Annotated in this window: 19 protein-coding genes and 1 riboswitch; of the genes, 8 read left to right on the forward strand and 11 right to left on the reverse strand. The window is 73.2% G+C overall.

Translation table 11 applies throughout. The features are described from left to right. Positions 1-193: 193 nt before the first annotated feature. From Apa02nite_RS27400 to Apa02nite_RS27415, 4 genes are all read left to right on the forward strand, one after another. Entirely contained in the window at positions 194-2,716 is a 2,523-nt protein-coding gene (locus tag Apa02nite_RS27400) for a family 78 glycoside hydrolase catalytic domain (RefSeq protein WP_203827533.1), read from the forward strand. A gap of 9 nt (positions 2,717-2,725) precedes the next feature. After that, the gene (gene dinB / locus Apa02nite_RS27405) at positions 2,726-3,904 is read left to right on the forward strand and encodes a DNA polymerase IV (RefSeq protein WP_203827534.1); all 1,179 of its coding nucleotides are present in this window, start codon (positions 2,726-2,728) and stop codon (positions 3,902-3,904) included. Positions 3,905-3,929: 25 nt separating this feature from the next. Further along, positions 3,930-4,682, forward strand: coding sequence for a precorrin-6A synthase (deacetylating) (gene cobF, locus Apa02nite_RS27410; protein WP_203827535.1), 753 nt, complete (start codon positions 3,930-3,932; stop codon positions 4,680-4,682). A 186-nt stretch (positions 4,683-4,868) separates the two neighbouring features. Beyond that, on the forward strand, positions 4,869-5,327 hold the full coding sequence (locus Apa02nite_RS27415; RefSeq protein WP_203827536.1) for a carboxymuconolactone decarboxylase family protein: 459 nt from the start codon (positions 4,869-4,871) through the stop codon (positions 5,325-5,327). A gap of 48 nt (positions 5,328-5,375) precedes the next feature. Here the strand turns inward: Apa02nite_RS27415 and cobN are convergent, their stop codons facing one another. Then, the gene (cobN, locus tag Apa02nite_RS27420; RefSeq protein WP_203827537.1) at positions 5,376-8,936 is read right to left on the reverse strand and encodes a cobaltochelatase subunit CobN; all 3,561 of its coding nucleotides are present in this window, start codon (positions 8,934-8,936) and stop codon (positions 5,376-5,378) included. A 37-nt stretch (positions 8,937-8,973) separates the two neighbouring features. Beyond that, a riboswitch (cobalamin riboswitch) is annotated at positions 8,974-9,115 on the reverse strand. Positions 9,116-9,191: 76 nt separating this feature from the next. Here cobN and Apa02nite_RS27425 point away from each other — a divergent pair. The 4 genes from Apa02nite_RS27425 to Apa02nite_RS27440 all read left to right on the forward strand — a co-directional run bounded on the left by Apa02nite_RS27425 (position 9,192) and on the right by Apa02nite_RS27440 (position 14,338). After that, positions 9,192-10,418 carry a ferredoxin-like domain-containing protein gene (locus Apa02nite_RS27425; RefSeq protein WP_203827538.1) on the forward strand — a complete coding sequence of 409 codons (1,227 nt, stop codon included), beginning with the start codon at positions 9,192-9,194 and terminating at the stop codon, positions 10,416-10,418. Next, complete coding sequence (locus Apa02nite_RS27430; protein ID WP_067684304.1) at positions 10,418-11,035, forward strand: precorrin-8X methylmutase; 618 nt, start codon at positions 10,418-10,420, stop codon at positions 11,033-11,035. The genes Apa02nite_RS27425 and Apa02nite_RS27430 overlap by 1 nt, the downstream gene beginning before the upstream one ends. Further along, positions 11,032-12,570, forward strand: coding sequence for a precorrin-2 C(20)-methyltransferase (locus Apa02nite_RS27435; protein WP_239164609.1), 1,539 nt, complete (start codon positions 11,032-11,034; stop codon positions 12,568-12,570). Before Apa02nite_RS27430 ends, Apa02nite_RS27435 begins: the two co-directional genes overlap by 4 nt. Before the next feature lie 184 nt (positions 12,571-12,754). Next, complete coding sequence (locus Apa02nite_RS27440; protein ID WP_203827539.1) at positions 12,755-14,338, forward strand: cellulase family glycosylhydrolase; 1,584 nt, start codon at positions 12,755-12,757, stop codon at positions 14,336-14,338. Here the strand turns inward: Apa02nite_RS27440 and Apa02nite_RS27445 are convergent. From Apa02nite_RS27445 to solA, 10 genes are all read right to left on the reverse strand, one after another. After that, positions 14,278-15,483, reverse strand: a complete 1,206-nt coding sequence (locus tag Apa02nite_RS27445) for a glycosyltransferase (RefSeq protein ID WP_239164610.1) — start codon at positions 15,481-15,483, stop codon at positions 14,278-14,280. The two genes, Apa02nite_RS27440 and Apa02nite_RS27445, sit on opposite strands and share 61 nt — an antisense overlap. Next, complete coding sequence (locus Apa02nite_RS27450; protein WP_203827540.1) at positions 15,458-16,699, reverse strand: glycosyltransferase family 4 protein; 1,242 nt, start codon at positions 16,697-16,699, stop codon at positions 15,458-15,460. The genes Apa02nite_RS27445 and Apa02nite_RS27450 overlap by 26 nt, the downstream gene beginning before the upstream one ends. Then, on the reverse strand, positions 16,696-17,958 hold the full coding sequence (locus Apa02nite_RS27455; protein ID WP_203827541.1) for a lipopolysaccharide biosynthesis protein: 1,263 nt from the start codon (positions 17,956-17,958) through the stop codon (positions 16,696-16,698). Before Apa02nite_RS27455 ends, Apa02nite_RS27450 begins: the two co-directional genes overlap by 4 nt. Next, complete coding sequence (locus Apa02nite_RS27460) at positions 17,952-19,151, reverse strand: hypothetical protein (protein ID WP_203827542.1); 1,200 nt, start codon at positions 19,149-19,151, stop codon at positions 17,952-17,954. Before Apa02nite_RS27460 ends, Apa02nite_RS27455 begins: the two co-directional genes overlap by 7 nt. Beyond that, a complete protein-coding gene (locus Apa02nite_RS27465; protein ID WP_203827543.1) occupies positions 19,148-21,127 on the reverse strand; it encodes a putative glycosyltransferase family protein in 1,980 nt (659 codons plus the stop codon). Before Apa02nite_RS27465 ends, Apa02nite_RS27460 begins: the two co-directional genes overlap by 4 nt. Beyond that, the gene (locus tag Apa02nite_RS27470) at positions 21,124-22,302 is read right to left on the reverse strand and encodes a glycosyltransferase family 4 protein (protein WP_203827544.1); all 1,179 of its coding nucleotides are present in this window, start codon (positions 22,300-22,302) and stop codon (positions 21,124-21,126) included. The genes Apa02nite_RS27465 and Apa02nite_RS27470 overlap by 4 nt, the downstream gene beginning before the upstream one ends. Next, complete coding sequence (locus Apa02nite_RS27475) at positions 22,299-23,144, reverse strand: glycosyltransferase family 2 protein (RefSeq protein ID WP_203827545.1); 846 nt, start codon at positions 23,142-23,144, stop codon at positions 22,299-22,301. Before Apa02nite_RS27475 ends, Apa02nite_RS27470 begins: the two co-directional genes overlap by 4 nt. Positions 23,145-23,286: 142 nt before the next feature. Beyond that, positions 23,287-24,063: an L-type lectin-domain containing protein gene (locus tag Apa02nite_RS27480; protein ID WP_067684468.1), complete on the reverse strand. Its 777-nt coding sequence runs from the start codon at positions 24,061-24,063 to the stop codon at positions 23,287-23,289. 84 nt (positions 24,064-24,147) lie between these two features. Further along, entirely contained in the window at positions 24,148-25,269 is a 1,122-nt protein-coding gene (locus Apa02nite_RS27485; RefSeq protein WP_203827546.1) for an aromatic ring-hydroxylating oxygenase subunit alpha, read from the reverse strand. Then, positions 25,266-26,405, reverse strand: coding sequence for an N-methyl-L-tryptophan oxidase (solA, locus tag Apa02nite_RS27490; protein ID WP_203827547.1), 1,140 nt, complete (start codon positions 26,403-26,405; stop codon positions 25,266-25,268). Before solA ends, Apa02nite_RS27485 begins: the two co-directional genes overlap by 4 nt. Between the last annotated feature and the right edge of the window lie 59 nt (positions 26,406-26,464).

A 26,464-nucleotide genomic window follows, 5' to 3' on the forward strand; every position in this document is an offset into this window, starting at 1 on the left:
CGATTTCACGTGAGCGTGGGTGACTCGATTCTAAAAACCGAGATTTCCAGGACGCGATTCCCTCGCTTTTTGTGACCGCCGTCGCGTTTTGTCCCCTCAGCAACGGGAACATTTGGGGCCCTTTGCGAGGTGAACCCGACGGGAAGATCGGGAAGTGCTGGAGCGGGTGATCGACCTCTCATAGGGTCGCCGCATGAAGCCGCGGGTCGAGCACCTCGAGGAAGCGTTCGGGATCGGCGAACGGTCGCCACGGTTGTCCTGGCGGCTCCCGCCCGGCGCCGACGCGCAGTCCGCCTTCCGGGTGCGGACCACCGACGGCCAGGACACCGGCTGGCTGCCCGGCACGGACCACGTGCTGGTGGCGTGGCCGTTCGCCGCGCTCGGCCCGGCGCAGCGGGTCACCTGGCAGGTCCGGGTCCGCACGTCACTCGGCGAGAGCCCGTGGTCGGAGCCGTGCGCAGTGGAGACCGGGCTGCTCTCCCCCGCCGACTGGAGCGCCCGGTGGATCCGCCCGGCCGAGGACAGCGTCGCGCCGGCCGGGCAGCGCCCCGGGCACGAACTGCGCGGCGAGATCGTCTGCGCCGGGCCGGTGGGCTCGGCCCGGCTCTACGCCACCGCGCACGGCCTCTACGAGGCCTTCGTCAACGGGGTCCGGGTCGGCGATCAGGAGCTGACCCCGGGTTTCACCCAATACGCTTCGCGTCTCCAGACCCAGACGTACGACGTGAGCGCCCTGCTCCGGCCCGGCGTCAACGAGATCACCGTGCTGCTGACCGACGGGTGGTTCCGGGGGCAGGTCGGCCTGCTGCGGGCCGCCGACCAGTGGGGTGCGGCGACCGCCTTCCTGGCCCAGGTGCACGTGGACGGCCGGGTCGCCGGGGGCACCGGGGACGGCTGGACCAGCCGGGTCTCGGCAGTGCGGGCGGCCGACCTGATCGAGGGCCAGCACGCCGACCTCGCCGCCGGGCCCGGGCCCTGGTCTCCGGCCCGGCTCGCGCCGGAGCTGGGCTTCGACGGGCTCGTCGGCGCGGTGGCGCCGCCGGTGCGCCGGATCGAGGAACTCCGGCCGGTGGCCATCACCACGCTCGCGCCCGGCCGGCGGGTGGTGGACCTGGGCCAGAACATCAACGGGTGGGTGCGGCTCACCGGCCCGGCCGGCGCCGAGGTGACCCTGACCCACGGGGAGGCGCTCGGCGCGGACGGCGACGTGGACATGACCCACCTGGCGCCGGCGCTGCCCTTCCTGCCGCATCCGCTGTCGGCCGGGCAGGTGGACCGGGTCACCTTCGCGGGTGCCGGCGTCTTCGAGCCGCGGCACACGACACACGGCTTCCGCTACGTACGGATAACTGGTCTTGCGGATTTTTCGGCCGACGACGTGACCGGCGTCGTGGTGCACTCCGACCTGACCAGGACCGGCTGGTTCAGCTGCGACGACGAGCGGATCGAGCGGCTGCACGAGGCGGCCGTGTGGAGTTTCCGGGGCAACGCCTGCGACATTCCGACCGACTGCCCGACCCGGGAACGGGCCGGCTGGACCGGGGACTGGCAGGTCTTCGTGCCGGCCGCGGCGTTCCTCTACGACGTGGCCGGGTTCAGCACCAAGTGGCTGCGCGACCTGGCCGCCGACCAGTGGGACACCGGGGTGGTCGCGAACATCTCGCCGACCCCGCCGGCCGAGGGACGGCACGGGCCGCTCGGCGGATGGAACGGGTCGGCCGGGTGGGGCGACGCCGCGGTGATCGTGCCGTGGGAGGTCTACCGCGCCTACGGCGACGTGCGGCTGCTCGCCGAGCAGTGGGACTCGATGCGGGCGTGGCTCGGGTTCGTCGAGCGATCCGCGGCCGCCGGTGCGCACCCGGACCCGCACCTCTGGGACTCCGGCTTCCACTGGGGTGAGTGGCTGGTGCCCGGTGACGTGATCGGGGACATGGCGACCTACCAGGCGCGGGACTTCACCGACGTGGCCACGGCCTACTTCTACCGCTCCGCGTCCCTGATGGCAGAGATCGCCGCGGTGCTCGGCCACGACCCGGCGCCGTACGCGGAACTCGCCGAGCGGGTCCGGGCCGCGTGGCAGGCCGAGTTCGTCGCGGCCGACGGCCGGATCCGGCCGGACACCCAGGCCAACCTGGTCCGGGCGCTGGCCTTCGGACTCGTCCCGCCGGAGCACACCCGGGCCGCCGCGGACCGGCTCGCCACGCTGATCCGGGACGCCGGGACGCATCTGGCCACCGGGTTCCTGGCCACCGCGGACCTGCTGCCGGTGCTGGCCGAGCACGGGCACGCCGCCCTCGCCTACGACCTGCTGGCCCAGGACACCGAGCCGTCCTGGATGACCATGCTGGATCGCGGCGCGACAACGGTCTGGGAGTGGTGGGACGGGGTGAACGCCGACGGGGTGGCGCGGGACTCGCTGAACCACTACTCGAAAGGGGCGGTGATCGGCTTCCTGCACCGTTACACGGCCGGGATCCGGTGCCTGGAGGCCGGTTATCGGCGCTTCCGGATCGCCCCGATTCCGGGTGGCGGGCTCACCCGGGCGTCGGCGACGCACGACAGCCCCTACGGCCGGATCCGCTCCTCCTGGGAGATCACCGACGGCGTCCTCCGCCTGACCGTCGAGGTGCCGCCGGGGACGTCTGCCGAGGTCGTCGTGCTGTCGACGACAGAGGACGTCGGCCCGGGCACTCACCTCTTCGAACATGCGTACTAATATGGCGTCGTGATCCTGCACGCGGACCTGGACTCCTTCTACGCGTCGGTCGAGCAGCGCGACGATCCTGCGCTGCGCGGCCGGCCGGTCCTGGTCGGCGGCGGCGTGGTGCTGGCCGCGTCGTATGAGGCGAAGGCGTTCGGCGTGCGCACCCCGATGAGCCTCGGCCGGGCCCGCGCGCTGTGCCCGCAGGCGGTGGTGGTGCCACCCCGGATGGGGGCGTATGCCGCGGCCAGCGAGGCGGTGTTCGCGGTGTTCCGAGACACCACGCCGATCGTCGAGCCGATCTCCATCGACGAGGCGTTCCTCGAGGTCGACGGGCTGCGGCGGATCAGCGGCACGGCCGAGCAGATCGCCGCCCGGCTGCGGGCCGAGGTGCGCCGCCGGGTCGGTCTGCCGATCACGGTCGGTGTCGCGGCGACGAAATTCCTGGCCAAGGTCGCCAGCGGCGTCGGCAAACCGGACGGGCTGCTGGTCGTGCCGCCCGGGCAGGAGCTGGCCTTCCTGCACCCGCTGCCGGTCGAGAAACTCTGGGGTGTCGGCCCGAAAACCGCGGCCAAGCTGCGCGAACGCCAGATCCACACGGTCGGGCACGTCGCCCGGGTGGGTGAGGCCGCGCTCGTCGCGATGCTCGGCGCGCACGCCGGCCGGCACCTGCACGCCCTGGCACACAACCACGACCCGCGCCGGGTCACCACCGGCGCCCGGCGCTCGTCGATCGGGGCGCAGTGCGCGCTGGGCCGGGGCCGGCGCTCGTTCGCCGACGTGGAGGCGGTGCTGGCCGCCCTCGTCGACCGGGTCACCCACCGGCTGCGCGGGGCGAAACGGGCCGGGCGGACGGTCACGGTGCGGCTCCGCTTCGACGACTTCGCACGGGTGACCCGGTCGCGCAGCCTGCTCAAGGCCACCATGCAGACCGGTGCGGTGCTGCGGGTCGCGGTCGACCTGCTGCGCGAGGCCCAGCCGATGATCGACCAGCGCGGCCTGACCCTGGTCGGCGTCGCGGTGAGCAACCTGGACGGTGAGGGCAGTGTCCAGCTCGAGCTGCCGTTCGAGCCGCCGCGGGCGGACGGGCTGGACGCCGCGGTCGACCGGGTCCGCGACCGTTTCGGCGCCGCCTCGCTCCAGCGCGCCGACATGATCGGCCGGACCCTGCACCCCTCGGTGCCCCTGCTCCCCGACCCCTAGGGCCCGGTGAGGCAGACTGCACTGCGTGCGGAAGATCTACGTGATCGGGATCGGCGCGGGCGACCCGGACCATCTGACCCTGCAGGCGGCCAAGGCGATCGGCCGGACCGACGTGTTCTTCCTGCTGGACAAGGGCGAGACCAAGCAGAGCCTGGTCGACCTGCGGGAACGGATGATCCGCGGGTATTCGACCCCGCGCCGGCGGATCGTCGAGGGCCGCGACCCGGACCGCGACCGGGCCCCGGCCGACTACACCGGGACCATCGCGGACTGGCGGACCCGCCGCTCCCAGGTGATCGAGGACCTGATCACCGAGCACCTGAAGGACGAGGAGACCGGGTCGTTCCTGGTCTGGGGCGACCCGTCGCTCTACGACTCGACGATCGCCATCCTGGACGAGATCCTCGGCCGCGGCGCGATCACTTTCGAGTACGAGGTGATCCCCGGCGTCAGCAGCGTCTCCGCCCTGGCCGCCAAGCACCGGATCGGGCTGAACCGGGTCGGGCAGCCGTTCCAGGTGACCACCGGCCGGCGGCTGGCCGAGGGCTGGCCGGAGGGCGCCGACGACGTGGTCGTGATGCTCGACGCCCAGCAGGCGTTCACCGGCCACCCGGACGCGGAGATCTACTGGGGCGCCTACCTCGGCACCGAGGACGAGCTGCTGGCCTCGGGCCGCGTCGCGGACGTCGCCGACGAGATCCTCACCACCCGCGCCGAGGCCCGCGAACGCCACGGCTGGATCATGGACACCTACCTCCTGCGCCGCCACCCCGACTGACCCCGCTGTTCCCGGCTGGCTGTCAGGGGTGCCTCACACCCCCGGAGACACCCCTGGAGACCAGCCGGGCACTACCGGGCGGCGGTCGCCGGCACACGTGAGCCGGGCCACATCTGTCACATCCGCGCGCCGCCGCGCGTCACCTCCTCGACGGAGCAACACCGACGGATGTGACGGGAGACGACGATGGAAGCACGGATCACCAACCCGGCCGGGCTGCTGCCGGACGCGGTGCAGGCGGTCAACCTGCTCTACAAGGCGGCGCACTCGGCCGGCGTGCCCAGCACCATCCTCGAGCTGGTGCACCTGCGGGCCAGCCAGATCAACGGGTGCAGCCCGTGCGTCGACTCCGGCGCCCGGGCCATGCGGAAGAGCGGCGAGTCCGACGACCGCCTGTTCACCGTGCCGGTGTGGCGGGAGACGCCGTATTTCACCGAGCCGGAGCGGGCCGCGCTGGCCCTGGCCGAGTACGCGACCCGGCTGGCCGACCGGCCCGACCCGGTGCCGGACGAGATCTGGGACGAGGCGGCGAAGCACTTCGCCGAGAAGGAGCTGGCGGCGATCGTCCTGTGGATCGCCACCACCAACTTCTTCAACCGGATCAACGCGGCCACGAAGCAGCCGGCCCCGCAGAACTGGGGCTGACCCGCACCACCGAGCGTGTGACGTCCGGGTGCGGAGCGCACCCGGACGTCACACAGCCGGCGACACGCTCGCCGGGCCGGAATCCTCGAGGTCGCCCTCGGTCTCCAGGTAGAGCTGCTGGAGCGCCGCCAGGGTCGCCGGCTCCGGCGAGTCCCACAGCTTGCGCTCGGCGGCCTCCAGCAGACGCTCGGCGATGCCGTGCAGCGCCCACGGGTTCGACTGCCGCATGAACTCCTGGTTCTCCGGGTCCAGCGCGTAGGACGCGGCGACCTGCTCGTACATCCAGTCGGTGACCACGCCGGCGGTCGCGTCGTACCCGAAGAGGTAGTCGACGGTGGCGGCCAGCTCGAAGGCGCCCTTGTAGCCGTGCCGGCGCATCGCGGCGATCCAGCGCGGGTTGACCACCCGGGCGCGGAAGATCCGCGCGGTCTCCTCGGTCAGGCTGCGGGTCCGCGTCGCGTCCGGGTTGGTGGAATCCCCGATGTACGCGGCGGGAGCCTTCCCGGTCAGCGCCCGCACCGTGGCGATCATGCCGCCGTGGTACTGGAAGTAGTCGTCGGAGTCCATGATGTCGTGCTCGCGGGTGTCGATGTTCTTGGCCGCGATGTCCATCCGCCGGTACGCGTTCTCCATGTCCGCGCGGGCCGGTACCCCGTCCAGGTCCCGCCCGTACGCGAAGCCGCCCCACACCGCGTACACCTCGGCCAGGTCGGCGTCGTCGCGCCAGTTCCGGCTGTCCAGCAGCGGGAGGATGCCGGCGCCGTACGCTCCCGGCCGGGACCCGAAGATCCGCATGGTGGCGCGCCGCCAGTCGCCGTGCTCGCCCTGGTCGCGCAGTGCGTGCTCGCGGACGTAGTTGTCCGGCTCGTCGAGCGCCGCGACGAGTGTGAACGCGTCGTCGAGCATCGCCACCACGTGCGGGAACGCGTCCCGGAAGAACCCGGAGATGCGCACCGTCACGTCGACCCGCGGCCGGCCCAGCTCCTCGCGGGCGATCGGCTCGAGGCCGGTGACCCGCCGCGACGCCGGGTCCCAGATCGGGCGGACCCCGATCAGCGCCAGGATCTCGGCGATGTCGTCACCGGCGGTGCGCATGGCGCTGGTCCCCCACGCGGACAGCCCGACCGATTTCGGCCAGTCGCCGTAGTCCTTGCGGTACCGCGCCAGCAGCGAGTCGGCCATCGCCTGGCCGGTCTCCCAGGCGAGCGAGCTGGGGATCGCCTTCGGGTCGACCGAGTAGAAGTTGCGGCCGGTGGGCAGCACGTTGATCAGGCCGCGCAGCGGGGAGCCGCTGGGACCGGCCGGGACGTACCCGCCGTCCAGGGCGTGCAGCACGTTGGTCAGCTCGTCGGTGGTGCGGGCGAGCCGGGGAACGATCTCGGTGGCGGCGAAGGACAGCACACGCAGAACATCCGGATTATCGGACAAATCCGAGAAATCGGCAGTGGGCCAGCCGCGCTCCTCCATCGCGATGATCAACGCGCGCGCCGTCGCCTCGACCGCGTCGGTCTCCGACGTCGACGCGTCCTCCGCCAGGCCCAGCGCCTCCCGCAACCCGGGCAGCGCGGCCACCTTCCCGGCCCACATCTGCCGGGCCCGGAGCATCGCCAGCACCAGGTTCACCCGGGCCTCGCCGACCGGAGCGGCGCCGAGCACGTGCAGCCCGTCCCGGATCTGCACGTCCTTGACCTCGCACAGCCAGCCGTCGATGTGCATGATGAAGTCGTCGAACTGCTCGTCGTCCGGCCGGTTCGCCAGGCCCAGGTCGTGGTCCATCTTCGCGGCCTGGATCAGCGTCCAGATCTGCGCCCGGATGGCCGGCAGTTTCGCCGGGTCGAGCGCCGCGATGTTGGCGTGCTCGTCGAGCAGCTGTTCGAGGCGGGCGATGTCACCGTACGACTCGGCCCGCGCCATCGGCGGGATCAGGTGGTCGACGAGGGTCGCGTGCGCGCGCCGCTTGGCCTGCGTGCCCTCGCCCGGGTCGTTGACCAGGAACGGGTAGATCAGCGGCAGGTCACCGAGTGCCGCGTCGGTGCCGTCCGACGCGGACATCCCGACGTTCTTGCCGGGCAGCCACTCGAGGTTGCCGTGCTTGCCCACGTGCACCACGGCGTGCGCGCCGAAGTCGTCGGCCAGCCAGCGGTACGCGGCCAGGTAGTGGTGGCTCGGCGGCAGGTCCGGGTCGTGGTAGATGGCGACCGGGTTGGCGCCGAACCCGCGCGGCGGCTGCACCATCACCACGATGTTCTCGTCGCGCAGCGCGGCCAGCACGATGTCGCCGTCGTGGGTGTAGAGCTCGCCGGGCGGCGGTCCCCAGTGCTGCACGATCCGGTCGCGGAAGTCCTCCGGCAGCGTGTCGAAGAACGCCTGGTAGGACGCGCCGGAGATGCGCACCGGGTTGGCCGCCAACTGCTCCTCGGTGAGCCAGTCCGGGTCCTGCCCGCCGGCCGCGATCAGCGTGTGGATCAGCCCGTCGCCGTCGTAGGAACCGAAGTCACCGATCCGGTAGCCCTGTCCGGCAAACGCCGCCAGCAGCGCCACCGTCGAGGCGGGGGTGTCCAGGCCGACCGCGTTGCCGATCCGCGAGTGCTTCGTCGGATAGGCCGACAGCATCACCGCGATCCGCCGCTCAGCCGGCGGGGTGTGCCGCAGCCGGGCGTGCGCGACCGCGATCCCGGCCACCCGCAGCGCCCGCTCCGGGTCGGCCACGTAGACCGACAGCCCGTCCCGGTCGATCTCCTTGAACGAGAACGGCACCGTGATGATCCGGCCGTCGAACTCCGGGATGGCGACCTGGGTCGCGGCGTCCAGCGGGCTCAGCCCGTCGTCGCTCGCCTGCCAGGTGGCCCGCGAGCTGGTCAGGCACAGTCCTTGCAGGATCGGCACGTCCAGGTCGGCCAGCACGCCGACGTCCCACGCCTCGTCGTCGCCACCCGCGCCCGCCGTGGCCGGCTTGGTGCCGCCGGCCGCCAGCACCGTCACCACCAGCGCGTCCGCCTTGCGCAGCTCGGCCAGCAGCTCCGGCGCGGCGGTCCGCAGCGAGGCCGTGAAGATCGGCAGTGGGCGGGCGCCCTTGGCCTCGATCGCGTCGCAGAGCGCGTGCACGAACGCGGTGTTGCCGGCCATGTGGTGCGCGCGGTAATAGAGCACCGCGACGGTGGTCCGCACGTCGGCGGCCACTTCCGGCCGGGGCAGCAGGCCCCACTGCGGGCTCTCCACCGGCGGCGCGAACCCGTTGCCGGTGAGCAGCACGGTGTCCGAGAGGAAGTCGTGCAGCGCCACCAGGTTGTCCGCGCCGCCCTGTGCCAGGTAGGTGTGCGCGTCGGCGGCGATGCCGGCCGGGACCGAGGAGAGCTTCATCAGGTCGGCGTCCGGCAGCATCTCGCCGCCGAGCACGAGCACCGGGAGGTCGCCGCCGAGCAGCGCGTCCAGGCCCTCTTCCCAGGCCCGGCGGCCGCCGAGGATCCGGACCACGACCAGTTCGACCCCGTCGAGCAGGGCCGGCAGGTCGTCGACTCCGGTGCGGGCCGGGTTGGCCAGCCGCCAGGCCGAGCCGCTGGCCCGGGCGCTGAGCAGGTCCGTGTCGGACGTCGACAGCAGCAGAAACACGCGTGCGCTCCCCTCGGGGTCCGCGCCCCGGGTAGTGGTGAGAAAACGGCGACCGGAGTTCCTGGCTCCCGGGCTCGGTGCAAGCCCGGTGACAGTGGCGGGACCGCGCCGGACTCGCACCGGCTTCCTCCGCGGCGTCGCCGCTCGATTTCGTCTGTTCCGGTACACGGTACTGGAGGCCCGGAACCGCTCCGGTTGTGATGCTGCCGACCCGAGGATGTGATCGCGCCGGAGCCCGCCCGTAGTATCCGGGCCGTGACACCCCTCCGTCAGTCCGACACCGACGCCTGCCCCGGCGCGCTGCGGCTGCATGCCGCCGCCGACGGGCTGCTGGCCCGGGTCCGGCTGCCCGGTGGCTCGCTGACCGGCGCCCAGCTGCGCTCGCTGAGCGCGCTCGCCGCGGAGTTCGGCGACGGTCGCCTGGAGCTGACCTCCCGGGCGAACCTCCAGATCAGAGGCCTCCAGCAGGACCACGCGGAGACGGTGGCGGTCCACTTGCGCGCCGCCGGTCTGCTGCCGTCGACAACCCACGATTCTGTACGGAACATCGCCGCGCCACCCCTCGCCGACATCGGCACCCGTCACCTGGTGACCGCTCTGGACGCCGCCCTGCTCGCCGAGCCGGCGCTCGTCGCGCTGCCCGGCAAGTTCCTGTTCGCGATCGGTCACGTGCCGCTCGCCGCGGACGTCGCCGCCGTGCCGGACGGTCCCGGGTTCGCGATCCGGTTCGCCGGCCACGACACCGGCCTGCGGGTGGCCGCCGGCCGGGTGGTGGCCACGCTGATCGCCGCCGCGCACGCGTTCCTGGCCGAGCGTGCGGCGCAGCGCGACGACCGGGCGGCCGGGGCGGCCTGGCGACTGCGGGAACTGGCCGACGGACCGGCGCGAGTCTCGGCCCGGGTCACCGCGGCGACCGGGGTGACCGCGGTGGACGTGCCCGCGGCGACGCCGGTCGAGACGGTGGAGCCGAGCTCCCTGGTCGGCGTCGTGACCGGGAGTGGTCAGAGCGCTGCCGGCGCGTTGGTGCCGCTGGGCCGGCTCGAGAACGTACAAGCAAAGGTGTTGTCGGACGCGGAGCGTCTGGTTGTCACGCCGTGGCGTGGGGTCCTGGTGCCGGACCTCACCGAGGCCGCGGCCGCCGCCTGGACCGACCGGATGGCCGCGACCGGCCTGGTGGTCACCGCGACCTCGCGCTGGACCGGGGTGAGTGCCTGCGCGGGCCGGCCCGGATGCGCGAAATCGCTCGCCGACGTGCGGGCCGACGCCGGGAACGCGACCCGGTTCGTGGCCGGGCTGCCGGCGCACTGGGTCGGCTGCGCCCGGGCCTGCGGAAGCCCCGCGGGCCGGCACGTGCGGGTCGAGGCGACCGATTCCGGCTATGCCGTGAGCCGCCGGGACGACCCGGACACGGCAACGAGGACATTCCCGGCGACGAGCGACGCGGCGCTGGGCGAGACGGTGGCGGGGGCGAGGAGAGCCTGATGGAGTACGAGAAGGACGGCGCGGAGATCTACCGGCGGTCGTTCGCCACCATCCGGGCCGAGGCCGACCTGGCCGGGCTGCCCGAGGACGTCGCCCGGGTGGTGGTCCGGATGATCCACGCCTGCGGCATGGTCGACCTGGTGCGGGACGTGCGGTTCAGCCCCGGTGTGGCGACCGCGGCCCGCAAGGCGCTGCTCGGCGGCGCGCCGATCCTGTGCGACGCGCAGATGGTGGCCTCCGGCATCACCCGGTCCCGGCTGCCCGCCGCCAACGACGTGGTGTGCACACTGCGCGACCCGGCCGTACCGGAGATCGCCCGGACGATCGGGAACACCCGCAGCGCCGCGGCCATGGACCTCTGGGGTGACCGCCTCGGCGGCGCCGTGGTGGCCATCGGCAACGCGCCGACCGCGCTGTTCCGTCTGCTGGAGATGGTCGCGGCGGGCGCGCCGCGACCGGCCGCGGTGCTCGGCATCCCGGTGGGCTTCATCGGCGCGGCCGAGTCCAAGGACGCGCTGGCCGAGTCCGGACTGGAATACCTGATCGTGCGCGGGCGGCGGGGTGGCAGCGCGATGACCGCGGCCGCGGTGAACGCCCTGGCCCAGGAAGCGGAATGAGCAAGATGACGAACGACGTACGCCCCGGCCGGCTCTACGGTGTCGGGCTCGGTCCCGGCGACCCGGAGCTGATCACGATCAAGGCGGCCCGGCTGATCGCGGCGGCCGACGTGATCGCCTACCACGCGGCGCGGCACGGTCGCAGCAACGCCCGCGCGATCGCGGCCGGTCACCTGCGGGCCGACCACGTCGAGGAAGCCCTGATCTACCCGGTGACCACCGAGACCACCGACCACCCCGGTGGTTATCAGGGCGCCATCGACGATTTCTACGAGCAGGCCGCGGCCCGGCTCGCCGCGCACCTGGACGCCGGGCGCGACGTGGTGGTGCTGGCCGAGGGCGACCCGTTCTTCTACGGCTCCTACATGCACATGCACAAACGGCTGGCGCACCGCTACGAGACCGCGGTCGTACCCGGCGTGACCTCGGTGAGCGCGGCCTCGGCGGTGCTCGGTCGGCCGCTGATGGAACGCGACGAGGTGCTCACCGTGCTGCCCGGCACGCTGCCGCCGGACGAGCTGGCGCAGCGGCTGGCCGGCACCGACTCGGCCGCGGTGATGAAGCTGGGCCGGACGTTCGACGGCGTACGGTCGGCCCTGGAACAGGCCGGGCGGCTGGACGACGCGTTCTACGTGGAGCGCGCCACCATGGCCGAGCAGCGGGTCGGCCGGCTGGCCGAGGTGGACCCGGCGACCGTGCCGTATTTCTCGCTGGCCCTGCTGCCGAGCCCGGCGGCGACCGCGTTCGTCGACGGTCCCCCGGCGGAGCCGGCGGAGCAGCGGCCCGGCGGGGTGACAGTGGTCGGGCTGGGTCCCGGCGCGCGGGAGTGGCTCACCCCGGAGGCGCGGGCCGCGCTGGCCGGCGCCGACGACGTGGTCGGCTACACCACCTATGTGGATCGGGTGCCGGTGCACCCGCGGCAGCGGCGGCACGCCTCCGACAACCGGGTCGAGGCCGAACGCGCCGCGTTCGCGCTGGACCTGGCGAAGCAGGGCCGCCGCGTGGTGGTGGTGTCGTCCGGCGACCCGGGGGTGTTCGCGATGGCCGCCGCCGTGCTGGAGGTGGCCGAGGACCCGCAGTGGAAGGACGTACCGGTGCGGATCGTGCCGGGGCTGACCGCGGCGCAGGCGGTCGCCAGCCGGGCCGGCGCGCCGCTCGGGCACGACTTCTGCGTCATGTCGCTCTCCGACCGGCTCAAGCCGTGGTCGGTGATCGAGAAGCGGCTGGCCGGTGCGGCCGCCGCCGACCTGGTCATCGCGCTCTACAACCCGGCCTCGCAGACCCGCAAGGAGCAGCTGGTGCGGGCCCGGGAGCTGCTGCTGGAGCACCGGGCGGCGAGCACGCCGGTGGTGGTCGGCCGGGACGTCGGCGGGCCGGAGGAGTCGGTGCGGGTCACCACGCTGGGCGAGCTCGACCCGGCGACCGTGGACATGCGCTGCCTGCTGATCGTCGGCTCGTCGCAGACCCGGGCGGTGACCCGGGGCGACGGCGACACCGTCGTCTACACGCCGCGGCACTACCCGCAGCCCGCCTAGCCTGCGCACAGCCGTGGCCGACCATCGGCTACGAACGGGGAAATGAAGCCGGTGCTTTTGTCCACTCCCGGATCGCAACGGAGGGCAACCGCACTGCACGGCGAGTTAACTGACGGCGGTGCCGGCGCAGCCGAATGAAGAGGGGCCACCCGAAAAGCACCTTCAGCAAAGGGCCCCCCACCTGATGACTCGCCATGGTCGCCGCGCCGCTGTCCTGGCTTCCTCGCTGCTCCTGTCGGTGTTCGCACAGACCGGTGTGGCGTCGGCGGCGGCCAAGAAGCCCGCCCCCGCGCCGGCCGCGACGAAGAAGCCCACCGTCACACCCCCCACGAAGCCGGCCACCAAGCCGGTGGTGAAGCCCACGCCGTCGAAGGCCGCCGGCCCGGTCAAGGAGGCCGCGCCGACCCTGGCGAACCGGCTGGCCGCGGTGCGGACCGCCAAGACGATCAACTACTACCCGTCGAACGCGGGCTGGTCGGCGATGTGGACCCACTTCGACGCCGTGAAGATCGAGGCGGACCTGACCAAGGCCGCGGCGCTGGGCGCGGACACGGTCCGGGTGATCGTCTTCCCGACCGCGTTCGGCTACCCCACGCCGAAGGCCGACTACGCCACCAAGCTGAGCAAGTTCGTCAGCATCGCCGACGGCGAGGGGCTCTCGGTCAAGCTGACCCTCTTCGACTGGTGGGCCGGGTACTCGGACGCGGCCGGCAGCGCCGCGTGGGCGAAGGCGGTGCTCGCGCCGTACGCGAACGACCCGCGGGTGCTCTCCGCCGAGCTGCAGAACGAGTTCGACCCGACCGACGCGGACGCCGTGGCCTGGGTCCGGAAGCTGATCCCGGGTGTCCGGGCGGCCGTGCCGACGATGCCGCTGACGCTCTCCGTCTCCGGCACCACCGGCCAGGCCGGGCTCACCCGGATCCGCACCGCGCTCGCCGGCACCCCGCTCGACTACCTGGACTTCCACTTCTACGGCAACTCGGAACGGGCCCTCGCCGAGATCCGCAAGGCGCAGGCCGCGGCCGCTCCCTACCCGATCGTGATCGGCGAGACCGGGCTCAGCACGGCCACCGGCAGCGAGGGTGAGCAGGCCGCGTACCTGGCCCGGGTGTTCGAGGCGGCCAAGGTGGCCGGCATCGGCTCGGTGGCGCCGTGGACGCTCTCCGACTTCAGCGCCGGCGCGATTCCGGCCAACTCGGCGGTCTCCAAGATCCCGGCGCAGTACAAGTTCGGCCTGTACCGGGCGGACGGTTCGGCGAAGCCCGCGGCGGCCGTGGTGAAGACGTACTGGACCGGTCAGGCGATCACCAGCGCCAGCGTGCTGGACCTGGGCTTCGAGGCGGCCGCGGGCAACTCGCCGTGGCGTCCGTACCTGGCCGAGGACGGCGCCGCGGTCCGGGCAAGGGACACCGCCCGCACCGGGACCTGGTCGGCGAAGTTCTCCGGCACCAACCGCAGCGACACCGGCCTGCCGTCGGTCCGGACCGCACCGGTCACCCCGGTGCAGCCCGGCCAGAAGTGGCACGCCGAGGCCTGGGCCAAGGGCCAGAACGTGACCGGTACCAGCGAGATCGCGCTGAGCTGGTTCGACGCCGGCGACAAGTGGCTGGGGCAGGCCTCGTCTAAGCCGGTCCCGGCCGGCACCAGCGGCTGGACCCGGCTGACCGTGGACACCACCGCGCCGGCCGGTGCGGCCAGCGTCCAGCTTCACCTCAAGTCGGGCGACAACAAGGGCGCCGTCTGGTTCGACGACGTGACGCTCTCCTGATCGATCCCGATCCGGGTGAAGAGGCGCTGATACGCGTCGAGGGTCCGCTCCCAGGAGGACGGATCCGCGTGCCGCCGGCCGGTCAGGCCGGCGGCACTCTTGATCCCGGCGGCCAGTTCGCCCGGCTCGGCCGGCGGGACGAAAACCGTTCCCGGGTACGGCCCGGCCGCCTCGACCAGCCCGCCGACCGAGGTGACCACGACCGGCAGCCCGTGACTCATCGCGATGTGCAGCGGCCCGCTGGCCGAGCTGCGCCGGTACGGCAGCACCACCGCGTCGGCCGCCGCGAAGTACTCGTTCACCTCGGTGTCCGGCACGTACCGGTTGACGAAGGTGATCCGGTCCCGGGCCGGCGAGGACGCGATCAGCTCGGCCGGGCGGGTCCAGCCCTCCCAGGTCTCGCCGACCACGGTCAGGTGGTACTCCGGTCCGAGCGTCCCGAACGCCTCGATCAGGTCCTCGAGACCCTTGTACGGCCGGATCGTCCCGAAGTACAGCAGCCGGCACACCCCGTCCGGCCCTGGGGTGCGCGGCGTGTCCACCACGTGGTGGTCGAACGGCCCGTGCAGCGCGATCTCGGCCGGCACCCCGGCCAGGTCGTACGCGCAGGCCAGCGCGTCCCGGTCGTACGCCGAGTGCACCACCACCCCGGAGGTGCGGCGCAGCAGCGGGCGGATCGCGGCCCGGACGTACCGGGCCGCCCACCGGTGGCGCAGCTCCGCGGTGTCCTGCACCTCGTGGAACTCGACCACCACCCGGATGCCGAGCCGCCGCGCCGCCAGCGCCAGCGCCAGGTACGAGTGCAGCACCGCCCCGGTCCACCACTGCAGCACCAGCACGTCCGGCTGCTGCTCGCGCAGGAAGCGGGTGGCCCGCCGCACGCTCGGCACGGCCCACCAGTCGATGCCGTCGAAGACCCGGACGTCGTCGGCGTACCGCAGGTCGCTGAGCGGCTGACCGACCCGGTCCCGGCCCGGGTAGAGCCGGGCCGGCAGCAACCGCCGCATCAGGATCGTGCCGACGTCGTAGCGCTCCTGCAGCGCGTTGCTGAGCCGGCAGGTGTAGTAGCTGATGCCGGACAGGAAGTGCCAGCCGGAGCCGACCACCACCACCCGGGTCCTACTGGAATGCGGCGATGCAGGCACGGTAGACCTCCTCGATCTGCGGAACGACCCGGGCCGCGGTGAAGTCCAGCCCGCGCTGCTGGCCGGCCGCGCGCAACCGCGCGGCCAGGTCCCGGTCGGTGAGCACCCGCAGCAGCGCGGCGTGCAGCGCGACCGGGTCGCCGGGTGGCACCAGCAGGCCGGTCACCCCGTCGGTGACGACATCGGTGAGGCCGCCGGCGGCCGAGGCGACGAGCGGCGCGCCGGCCAGCATCGCCTCCACAGCGACCTGACCCATCCCCTCGTTCAGGGACGGGACCGCGCCCGCAACGGCGCCCCGCCAGGCGGCCATCACCTGCGCGTGCGGCACGTCGTGGCGGATCAGCACGCCGGGCGGGGGCGGCGGGGTGTCGTCGCGGCGGGTGCCGAGGCAGACCAGGGCCGGCGCCGGTCCCGGCCCGGCCCAGCCGGCCACCAGTTCCCGGTACGCGTCGAACAGCACGTCGATGCCCTTGTGCGGCCCGAGCGCGCCGACGAAGAGCAGGTAGTCGCCGGTCGGCAGCCAGTCCGGCCGGGGGGTGTCCCGGGCCAGGGCGTCCAGGCCGTCCGGCACCAGGCTGGAGACCACCTGGACGGGCAGATCGCCGGGCAGCCGCGCCTGGTCCAGGGCCTGCGCGACCGAGGTGGAGATCGCGGTGAGCGCGTCGATGCCGCGGTGCCGGTGCGCGTGCAGGCCGGTGGTGAGCGCGATCGAGCGGGGCCGGCCGTACTGGGTGGTCGCGCAGCTCATGCACTTGGCCAGGGCCGGGCCGGGGCAGCGGCCGCCGTCACGGGCGAACGTCTTGCGCACGCAGGTCAGCCCGAAGTCGTGCGCGGTGTGCACGTGCGGGCGGCCGATCCGGGAACGCCGCAGCGGCAGGTAGCTGTACATCAACCAGTCGTGGCTGTGCACCACGTCGTACTGCTCGGCACGCAGCAGCCGGGCGATCGCGGCCGTGGTCAACGGGTCGGGAGCGGTCGGGTGGAACGGCTTGCCGGGATCCTGGTTGATCAGCGGCAGCAGGGTGTTGGCGACGCTGCGGACCCGGTGCACCCGGACCCCGTTGATCGTCTCGTCGCCGGGCGCCCGGGGGGTGGCGAGGGTGAGCACGGTGACCTCGTGACCGCGCCGGACCAGCTCCTCGCTGCTGGTCGCGATGCTGCGTTCCAGGCCGCCGATCACCGGGGCGTACAGGTTGGACAGGTGCAGGATCTTCATCGGCTCTCTTTTCTGGAGCTCAGGACCACCGCGCCGACCAGCAGCGCGCCCGCCGTCTGGCCGGCCAGCCAGGCGACGCCGGCGCCGGTCACCCCGGCGCCGGGCAGCAGCAGCCAGGCCAGGCACAGGCAGCTGGCCGCGCGGACCGCGTTGACCCGGCGGCAGAGCCGGAACTCGCCCCGCGACCGCCAGTGCGCGACGGCCAGGTTGGTCACCGCGTCCGGGAGCGCGGCCAGCACCAGGATCTGCAGCAGCAGGCCGCCCTCGGCCGCGTACCCGGCGCTGAACAGGCCGAGGATCCGGTCGCCGGCGATCAGCAGCAGCGCGGCCGGGCCGCCGACCATCGACAGCACCACCAGGGCGGCGCGGCGCAGGCCGACCCGGGCCGCGTTGGTGCGTTCGGCGTAGAGCGCCGAGGAGACCGCCGGGGACACCATGAACAGCATCGACGCGGTCATCCAGGCCAGGTAGAAGTGCGCGTTGGCGCCCGGCCCGAGCACCGCGGTGACCAGCACCGGCAGCAGCGCGGCCGGGCCGGCCTGGGTCAGGTTGATCAGGTGGTGGCCGGTCAGCGCGGCGCGCAGGTGCGGCAGCTCACCGGCCAGCCCGGCCAGCCGCAGCCGGACGCCGGGCCGCAGCCGGCTCAGCCCGGCGGTCATCGTCGCGACGCTGACCAGCAGGATCGGGAGGGTCCAGGAGAGCACCACGGCGCCGGCCGACTGCGCCCCGGTGGCCAGGATCGCGATCAGCGCCAGGATCTTTCCCCCGGCGAGGAGCAGATTTCGTACGAACATGCCGTGCCCGGCGCGGTGTGCCACGTAGACGTTGTCCAGCAGCGTGGTGGCCGTGACCGCGACCGCGGCACAGATCAGCGCGGTGGCGCCGACCGGGCCGGCCAGGAAGCCGAAGTTGACCGCGACCATCGGGACCAGCACCGCCCCGGCGGCGGCCAGCGCCGCGGTAGCCGCGCAGCCGGCCGCCAGACCGCCGCTGACGATCCGCGACCAGGCGTCCGGGGCGCTGCCCGGCAGCCGCTGGATGAACATGTGCCCGGCGCCCAGGTTGGCGGCCATGCTGATCGCGGTGGCCGCCGAGATGAGCGCGGTGGCCGTGCCGATCTGCGGCTGCGGCAGCGCGCGGGCGGCGAGCATCCAGTACAGGTAGCCGAGCCCGCCGTTGGCCACCGTGGTCGCCATGATCAGCAGGCTGTTGCGGGCCAGCGAGTCGTTCAGCACCCGCCGGGTCGCCACGATCAGCACGCGGCCCGTCCGGCGGTCTTCGCTGCCCCGGCGGTCTTCGTTGCGCCGGTCTTCGCTGCCCCGGCGGTCTTCGTTGCGCCGGTCTTCGCTGCCGCCGCGCTCTTCGCTGCCGCGGCTGGGCTGGTGGTCGTCGCGGAGCGGGCGTAGAAGACCGTGCTCGCGCCGCCGACGCTGATCCCGACCGCGCGCAGGCAGCCGTCCGGTGGCAGCGGCGGGACCCGGACGCTCAACGCATAGACCTTTCCGGTCATCACGGTCACCGGGCGGGCCGCGACCACCGCGCCGCCGACCCGCATCCGCAGCCACTGGGTGTTGGTCGGCAGACCGGAATTGGTCACCCGGACCGGCACCGCGAGGCCGCGGGCCGGCACCGTCACCGGGTGGGTGATCCCGGCCGCCCAGCCGTTCAGCGCCACCGTCAGATAGCCGGGCAGCTCCGGGTGCGGCCCGCGCTCGACACCGCGGACCGCGATCGCGCCCACCACCAGGGCCAGCGCGATCGGGATCGTGACGGCAGCGGCGGTCCGCGACGGCGCGGCCGGTTCCTCGGCCTCGGCCGCCGGGAAAGCGGGCGCCTGCCCGGCGAGCCGTTGAACCGGCACACCCGGCCGGCCGCCATCACCGGCCCGACCGAACCGACCGCGGCCGGTCAGCAGGCTGAGCAGCTCCCGGCCTCGGCTGGCTCTCCGGGGTGTCTCCCGAGTGTCGAGACACCCCGGAGAGCCAGCCGGGTCCGGGAACCGCGCCGCGGTCCGGGAGTGGCTGGTTTCCAGGGGTGTCTCCCGAGTGTCGAGACACCCCGGAGAGCCAGCCGGGTCCGGGAACCGGGCCGCGGTCCGGGTGGTGGCGTGGCCGAGGAAGAGCCGGAGCAGACCGGCCGCGGCGAGCACGGTGGCCAGCAGCGCGGCGCCGGCGATCAGCGGGAGCGGCGCGACCCGCACGCCGAACGGATACAGCAGCAGCGCCAGCGCCGGCAGGGTGAGCAGGCCGGTCAGCACGACCAGGCCGGCCCGGACCGCCGGGAGGCCGGCCTCGGCGGGCCGGCCGGTGACCGCGCCCAGCCACAGCTCGCCGATCGCGAGCAGGGCCAGCAGGCCGGCCGGCAGCAGCACCGGCCAGGGCAGCCCGGCGGCAGGCAGCAGGACCGACAGGCCCGCGTACGCGACCACCAGCGGCCGGAAGATCGTCTTCATCGGTTTCCCTCGCGGGCCGGCCGGTCCCGGCGCGCGGTCCGGTCCAGGCTGCCGAAGTCGAAGCGGTAGATCGCCAGGTGCGGGCCGTCGTAGATCTTGATCAGCCAGGGCATCGAGTCGAACTTGGTCAGCTGGGAGCGATCGAAGGCCGGCACCCCGTCGTGGCGCAGCGGCTCGTTCGTCTCGAAGTAGATGTTGATGTCCGGCACCTGCTCGGCCATCCGCCGGTCGACGATCAGAAACCTGAAGCGCCAGTCGCGCAGCTGGGCGAGCAGCGCCGGCGAGATCGGCTGCCCCGGCTTCGCCCGGTAGAGGTCGTAGGCCGGGAAGCTCTCCGAGCCGGTGTTCGGGTGCTGCTCGCCGTAGGAGCCGAGGACCAGACCGGAGTAGCGGTCGGCGACCAGCCGGAACCCACCGCCCTGGGTGTCGCGCAGCCACTTCGCGGCGGCGAGCACCTCCGGGGTGGCCGCCCGGGTGTCCGAGCCGTAGACCGGCGGGCCGGGGAACCGGTAGGACGGGTTCATCCCGGCCGCGTTGTTGCCGACCAGCATCAGCGCGCACACCGCGAGCAGCCCGGCCCCGGCCGCGATCGGGCCGGCCGGGGCGAACCGGACCGGCAGCCGGGCCGGCCAGTGCCGGGCCCGGTCGAGCAGCGCCACGACCACCGGCGCGACCACGATGGCCAGGCCGAGATAACTGAACGCCCAGGAGCGGCGCGCGCCCTCGGCGCCGGCCGGGGTGAGGATCAGCAGGGTGGCCGGGAAGTACAACGCGCCGACCAGCAGCAGCGCGGAGGTGCCGGCCCGGGTGATCGGGTCGTCGGTGTACCGGCGGTGCCACCACAGGCCGAGCGCGGCGAGCATCCCGGCCAGCGCGACCCCCGGCGTGATGTACGCCGCAGTCTGCTCCCACCAGGGCAGCACCGACTTGCTGAACAGCTCCCGCCCGCCCTCGTCGCCCCCGGCCAGCCCGCTGATCTGGTCCAGCGCCCGCCCCAGGTACGGGTCCAGGTAGCTGCCGGTGCGCGGCGCCACGATGCCCAGCCATGCGGCCACGATCAGCGCGGTGCCGGAGGTGAGTGCCCAGGCCACCCGGGCCGGGGTGACCAGTTCCCGGGCCTGGATCGAGTGGATCGTGCAGACCACCGCGAGCAGGCCGAGGATCCCGGTCATCCACAGCGCGGTGAGGTGATGGGTGGCGGTGGTCGCGCCGGCGAGCAGCAGGGTGAGCCCGGCCCAGCCGAGACGGGACGGGACCGTGGTGGCGCGGGTGGCCCGGATCGCCGCGGCGAGCGCCCAGACCAGCACGCCGATGGCCAGCGACTCGTACCCGAGCTGGGTGTCGAAGAACAGGAAAGAGCTGTTCAAGCTGTAGACGATCGCGGCCGCCGCGGCGATCCGCGGGTCCGGCCAGAGCTGACCGGCCAGCACCGCGACGCCCAGGGTCAGCAGCACGTGCGCGGTGGTCAGCACGAACAGCGCGGCCTGCCAGATGCTCAGGCCGGTGAGCGAGGCCAGCGACGCGACGCAGGCGTGCAGGCCGGGGTAGTCGCCGATCACCCGGACGATCGAGTTGGCCTCGAAGAGCCGGCCGTCGGCCAGGATGCCGTGGCTCTGGCCCCAGTGGGCGTACTCGTCGTGGTAGAGCGGGCCGCTCGGGTGGCGCAGCAGTTTCGGCAGGTAGGTGAAGGCGCCGTAGCCGATCAGCACGGCCATCCGCAGCCGGGCCGAGGTGGCCCGGCGGATCGACCACCAGGCGACCGGCAGCGTGAACACCAGCATGCCGGCCCAGAACCAGCCGAACTGGCCGCCGGCGCCCCACTCGGCCCGGCGGTAGGCGATCACGATGGCGGCGGCGCCGGCCGCACCGGCCACGGTCAGGGTGACCGCGCACCAGATCGCCTCGGCCGCCGGGCGGGGCGCGCCGCTGCGCGCCCCGGTCAGTCCGGGCGCGGGCCGCTCGGTGACCGCGCTCATCGGCCTCCCGCTCCCGCGCCCGTTTCCGCACCCGTTTCCGCCGGACCGGGTCGCGCTTCCGGCCGCGGGCCGGGTGTGATCGCGGCGGTCGGTGCGGGCACCGGGATGCCGGTGATCGCGGCGTACACCTCGCGGGTCGCGGTGACCACGTCGTCCCAGGTCGGCAGCGGCGCCGAGACCGACGACCGGCCGGCCGCCGCGGCGTCGCGCAGCGCGTCGGCCAGGGCGTCCGGGTCCTCCGGGTCGGCCAGCCGCAGCCAGGCCGAGGCGCCGGCCAGCCCGGCCAGCTCCTGATGCGCCGGGATCGGCGCGGCGACGGTGGGGATGCCGGCCGCCAGCGCGTCGGCGACCGTCATCCCGAACGCCTCGTGCGCCGAGGCGGAGACCGCCACCGACGCCCGGGCCAGGCATCCGGCGAACGCGGCGTCGTCGAGCCGGCCGTGGAACACCACCCGGCCGGCCACCCCGAGGCGGCCGGCCAGTTGTTTGAGCGACGACAGCGCCGGGCCGTCGCCGACCACGTCCAGCCGGTACGACGGCCCGAGCGGGACCACCGCCCGGATCACCCGGTCCACCCGCTTGTAGTGCTCGAGCCGGCCGACGCAGAGGATGCCGCGCACCCCGGTCCGCCGGCCGGGCACCACCGGGCGCGGGTCGGTCCCGTTCGGTACGACCACCACCCGGCCGGCGACCTCGGGGAAGTCCCGCAGCACCAGGTCCCGCTCGGCGCCGGTGACACAGACGATCCGGCCGGCCCGGCTCATGATCCGACGTCCGAAAGGCCGGTAGATCGGGTGTATTGCGGCCCGAAGCCGGGTATGTCCGGTTCCGTGGTAGTGCGGGGTGAAAACCAGCGGAGTGCGGTGCCGGCCCAGCGCGGCGCCGAGCGACACCAGCGCGTGATAGCTGTGGGTGTGCAGGACGTCGTACTCGCCGGCGTTCTCCCGCACCCATCGCCACAGTGGCAGCGAGACCCGGTAGTCGCGGGCCGGCAGGGTCAGCGGGAACCGGCGGACCAGCACGCCGTCCACCATCTCGGTGGAACGGACGGCGTGCTGGGTGAGCACCTCGACGTCGTCGCCGGCCGCGGCCAGCCCGGCGCACAGGCGCCGCACGTGCGTCTCCACCCCGCCGATGTCGGGGTGGTAGGCGTTGGAGACGACGCCGATCCTCATCGGACAGCCCGCTCGGGGGCCCGCCGGAAGGTCCGCCGGCGGCCACGCGGCCACTCCCGGGCGATGGTGCGCAGCACCCGGATGCCGTCGGTGAACGCGTTCAGGTTGCTCACCCCGTGGATCCGGTCGTGCTCGAAGCTGGACACCTCCTCGATGGCCAGGCCGGCCCGCGCGGCACGCAGGTTGAGCAGGGTCTCGATCTCGAAGCCGTCGCCCCAGAGCCGCCCGTCCGCACCGGCCGGCGCGGGTGAGGTGCTGTCCAGGTCGAAGACGTCGAGGTGGCACGCCCAGAACGCGTTGTAGCCGTAGCAGAGGTCGCTGTAGGTCGTACCGAAAAGGACGTTGACCAGAAGGCTGAGCATCTTGTTGCCGGCCCGGCGCAGCCGGGTGATGTCGGCGCTGCCGCCGCCGGCCCGGAACCGGGAGCCCTTGGCGAAGTCGGCGCCGTCGCGCAGCGCCGCCACGAAGCTCGGGATCTCGCCCGGATCGGTCGAGCCGTCGGCGTCGATCATCACGATGATGTCGCCGGTGCAGGCGGCGAACCCGCAGGCCAGGGCGTTGCCCTTGCCACGCCGGTTCTGGGTGACGACCCGGATGTCCGGGCGCAACTGCCGGGCGACCGCGACGGTGTCGTCGGTGGAGCCGCCGTCGACCAGGATGATCTCGTCGACCTGGGGCAGGCGGGCGAAGACGTGCGGCAGGTTCCGGGCCTCGTTGAGCGCCGGCACCACCACGCTGATGATCGGATCGGAATCGGAATCGGGATCGGGTCGAGTCGGCGGCTCGACGGTGGTGAGTTCTGTGCCGGTCTCGGTCGGGAGCACACGGTCGACCGTGGGCATTGGTTGTCTCCGATCGGGCAGGGTGGAGGCGGCCCCGGCGGGCCGGGCGCTTGGGTTTCGGGTCACAGATGCCGGGCGGCTGCGGCGCCGGCCCGGGGATGTCGAGGAGGCCGGCACCGCTCGCGCGGCACCGGCCGGGTCGTCACGCCTTCGGCGCGTCGACCGTCCAGTCGTAGACGTCCTGGTGCGACTTCAGGTCGCCGGTGGCGCCGGTGAAGCCGACCCAGCCGTCCCGGACCCCGGTCCAGCGGGCCAGGTCGACGTCCTGGTCGAGCATCAGCTTCTCCTTGGCCAGCCGGTACGTCCCGCGGACGTAGACGCGCAGGTTCGCCGCGGCCGCGTCGTAGGTGATCCGGGTCAGGAACGGCTTGCCGTACAGCGGGATCGACGACTTGGCGATCTTGGTGTGCTTGTCCGGGTCGCCGCCCAGCACCACGGCCAGGGAGTTGCTGTCCGGGTCGGGAGTGTTCTGGTACGTGTCGAACTCGATCGCGACGCTCTTGCGCAGGCCGCGGTAGCCGAGGCCACCGCCCCAGCCGCCGAGCGCGCGCGGGCCGTGGCCCTGGGCCAGGAACGCGATGCCGTCCGCCCCGGGCCGGTTGTGGTGCAGGAACACCTTGAACGAGGTCTCGAAGGACTTCGTCAGGTCGACCCGTCCGGTGGACCAGGCGGAGCCGATCTGCTTGTACCCGCCGGTGGTCAACTGGATCACCCGCTTGCCGGTGCCGACCCGGGTGATCATCGCGGCGGTGCCGTTGAGCTCCAGGTCCTTCCCGGCGTCATCGGTGATCGGGTGGGTGGTGCGCACGGCACCGGGCGCGGCGGACGCGGCGGCGCAGGGCAGGGAGGCGAGTAGCGACAGCACGGCGGAAGCCAGCAGGCCACCCCGCGCCAGTCTCGACGTACGAGAGAGACGCACGACATGCTCCATTTCAGTCGATTTGCCCGACTTAGACCTGGCCTAAGCTAGGGCAGTCTCCGGAGCCGCGTGCGCGAGTCGTGGTTATTTACCCAAGACGGTTCCGCCGAGCCGATCGCGCACCCAATCGTGGAATGTCGCGATGTGATGCTCGCTCGGGACCAGCACGCCGCCCTCCGCATATGCCCGCGACGACATTCCCGGCTGGCAGCGCTCGCAGGCGGCGAAATCCTGACGATTCACCCGATCGAAGAGCTCCACCGACGGATCCAGGTCGGCGCCGGACTCCACCACGTCCGGGCGGAACAGCCAGTCGCACTCCACGATCGTGCGGTCCGCGGCCATCGGGTACATCCGGTGCATGATCGCGTGGTCCGGCACCAGGTTGACGAAGACCTGCGGGCGGATGGTGATCGCGTAGTACCGCCGGTCCTGCTCCGGGGTGATCGTGTCGATGGCCGCCTGACCGGCGCTGCCGTCCACGGTGAACCCGGCGACGTCCGGGCCGAACTCGGCGCCGTGGCCGACGTAGTACTGGGCCGCGTAGCCACCGGCGAACTCCGGGAGCACGTGCACCAGCTCGGGGTGGATGGTCGAGCAGTGGTAGCACTCCATGAAGTTCTCGATGATCAGCTTCCAGTTGGCCTTCACGTCGTACCGGATCCGGCGGCCCAGCCGCAGGCTGTCGAGCTGATAGCGGTCGATCGAGGCCAGGTCGCCGAGGCGCTCGACGCACGCGCCCATCACGTCGGCCTCGAACGACGGTGCCTCGCCGGCCAGGCAGACCCAGACGTAGCCGAGCCACTCCCGGACGTGCACCCGGCGCAGGCCGCGCTCGACCCGGTCCACGTCCGGCATCTTCACCAGGTTCGGCGCGGCCACCAGCGTGCCGTCGGTGTCGTACGCCCAGGCGTGGTACATGCAGCGGAACGTCCGCTTGACCGAGCCGGACTCCTCGGCGCAGAGCAGCGCACCGCGGTGCCGGCACACGTTCAGGAACGCCCGGGCCCCGCCGTCGCGGCCCCGGGTGATCAGCACGCTCTCCCGGCCCACGGTGACCGTGCGGAAGTCGCCCGGCGCGGCCACGTCCGATCCGCGGGCGGCACAGAACCACATCTTCTCGAAGATCTGCTCCTGCTCGGCCGCGAAGATCGCCGGGTCGGTGTAGTACCGGCCGGCCAGGGTGGGCTGCAACGACGCGGTCATGAGACGAACCTCCGGGGGTCGAAGAGGCCGATGTCGTACCCGGTGGTCCCGGTCGTCGCGAGGTCGGCCAGGACCTCGCCGACCACCGGGACGAACTTGAACCCGTGCCCGGAGAACCCGCAGGCCACGGTGACCGCCTCGTGCGCCGGATGGCGGCTGATCACGAAGTGCTCGTCCGGCGTGGTGCTGTAGAGGCACGGCTCGCCGCGCAGGTGCGCGCCGGGCAGGCTGGGCAGCACCCGGCCGGCCGCGGCCGCCATCTCGGCGATCTCCGGCGGGTGCACCCGGGTGTCCAGGTCCTCCGGTGTGGTCGGCGTGCCACGCCGGAAGAACGCGATCTTGGCGCCGCCGTCCGGGCCGTCGATCGCCGGGAAGCCGTAGACCTGGGTGCCGTCGGCGCTCTCCCAGATGTAGATCGGGTGCCGGTCGGGAAGGTACGGCTCCACCCCGCCGGCGGGGCGGAACCAGTGCTGCACCTGGCGCTCGATCCGGATCGGCACACCCAGGTCGTCGAGCAGCTGCGGCGCCCACGGGCCGGGCGTGATGATCAGCTGTCCGGCGGTGTAGACGGCGTTGCGGGTGACCACGCGTACCCCGTCGCCGGCCGGCTCCCAGGACAGCATCGGTTCCTGGAAGCGCAGCTCGGCGCCGTGCCGGTCGGCCAGTTCGAGCTGGGCCAGGACGGTGCGCTCCGGTCGTACGAAACCGGCCTTGGCCTCGTAGAGCGCCACCTCGTCCGGGTTCGGCGCCATGGTCGGGAACCGGCGGCGCAGCTCGGCGGCGTCGAGCATCTCGTGCTCCAGGCCCCACTTCTCGGCGCTGGCCCGCGCACCGGCCACCGTCCGGCTGTCCGGCAGGCCGACCATCACCCCGCCGGTCAGCGTGATCACGTCCCGCTCCGACTCGGCGGCCAGCCGGTCGAACAGCTCGTACGCGCGCAGCAGCAGCGGCACGTACTCGACACCCTCGAAGTACGACTGCCGGGTGATCCGGGAGCCGCCGTGGCTGGCCCCGCGGTCGTGCGCCGGGCCGTACTTCTCCAGGCCGAGCACCCGCTGGCCACGCTCCGCGAGGTGGTGGGCGGCGGCACTGCCCATGCCCCCGAGTCCGACGACGATCACATCGTAAGCGGGCATCTCAGCTCCTCAGCCGGTCGTGCTTCGGATCGAACAGCGGCTCGGCGGCCACCGTGGCC

Source organism: Actinoplanes palleronii (assembly GCF_016862315.1).
GTDB classification, from domain to species: Bacteria; Actinomycetota; Actinomycetes; order Mycobacteriales; family Micromonosporaceae; genus Actinoplanes; species Actinoplanes palleronii.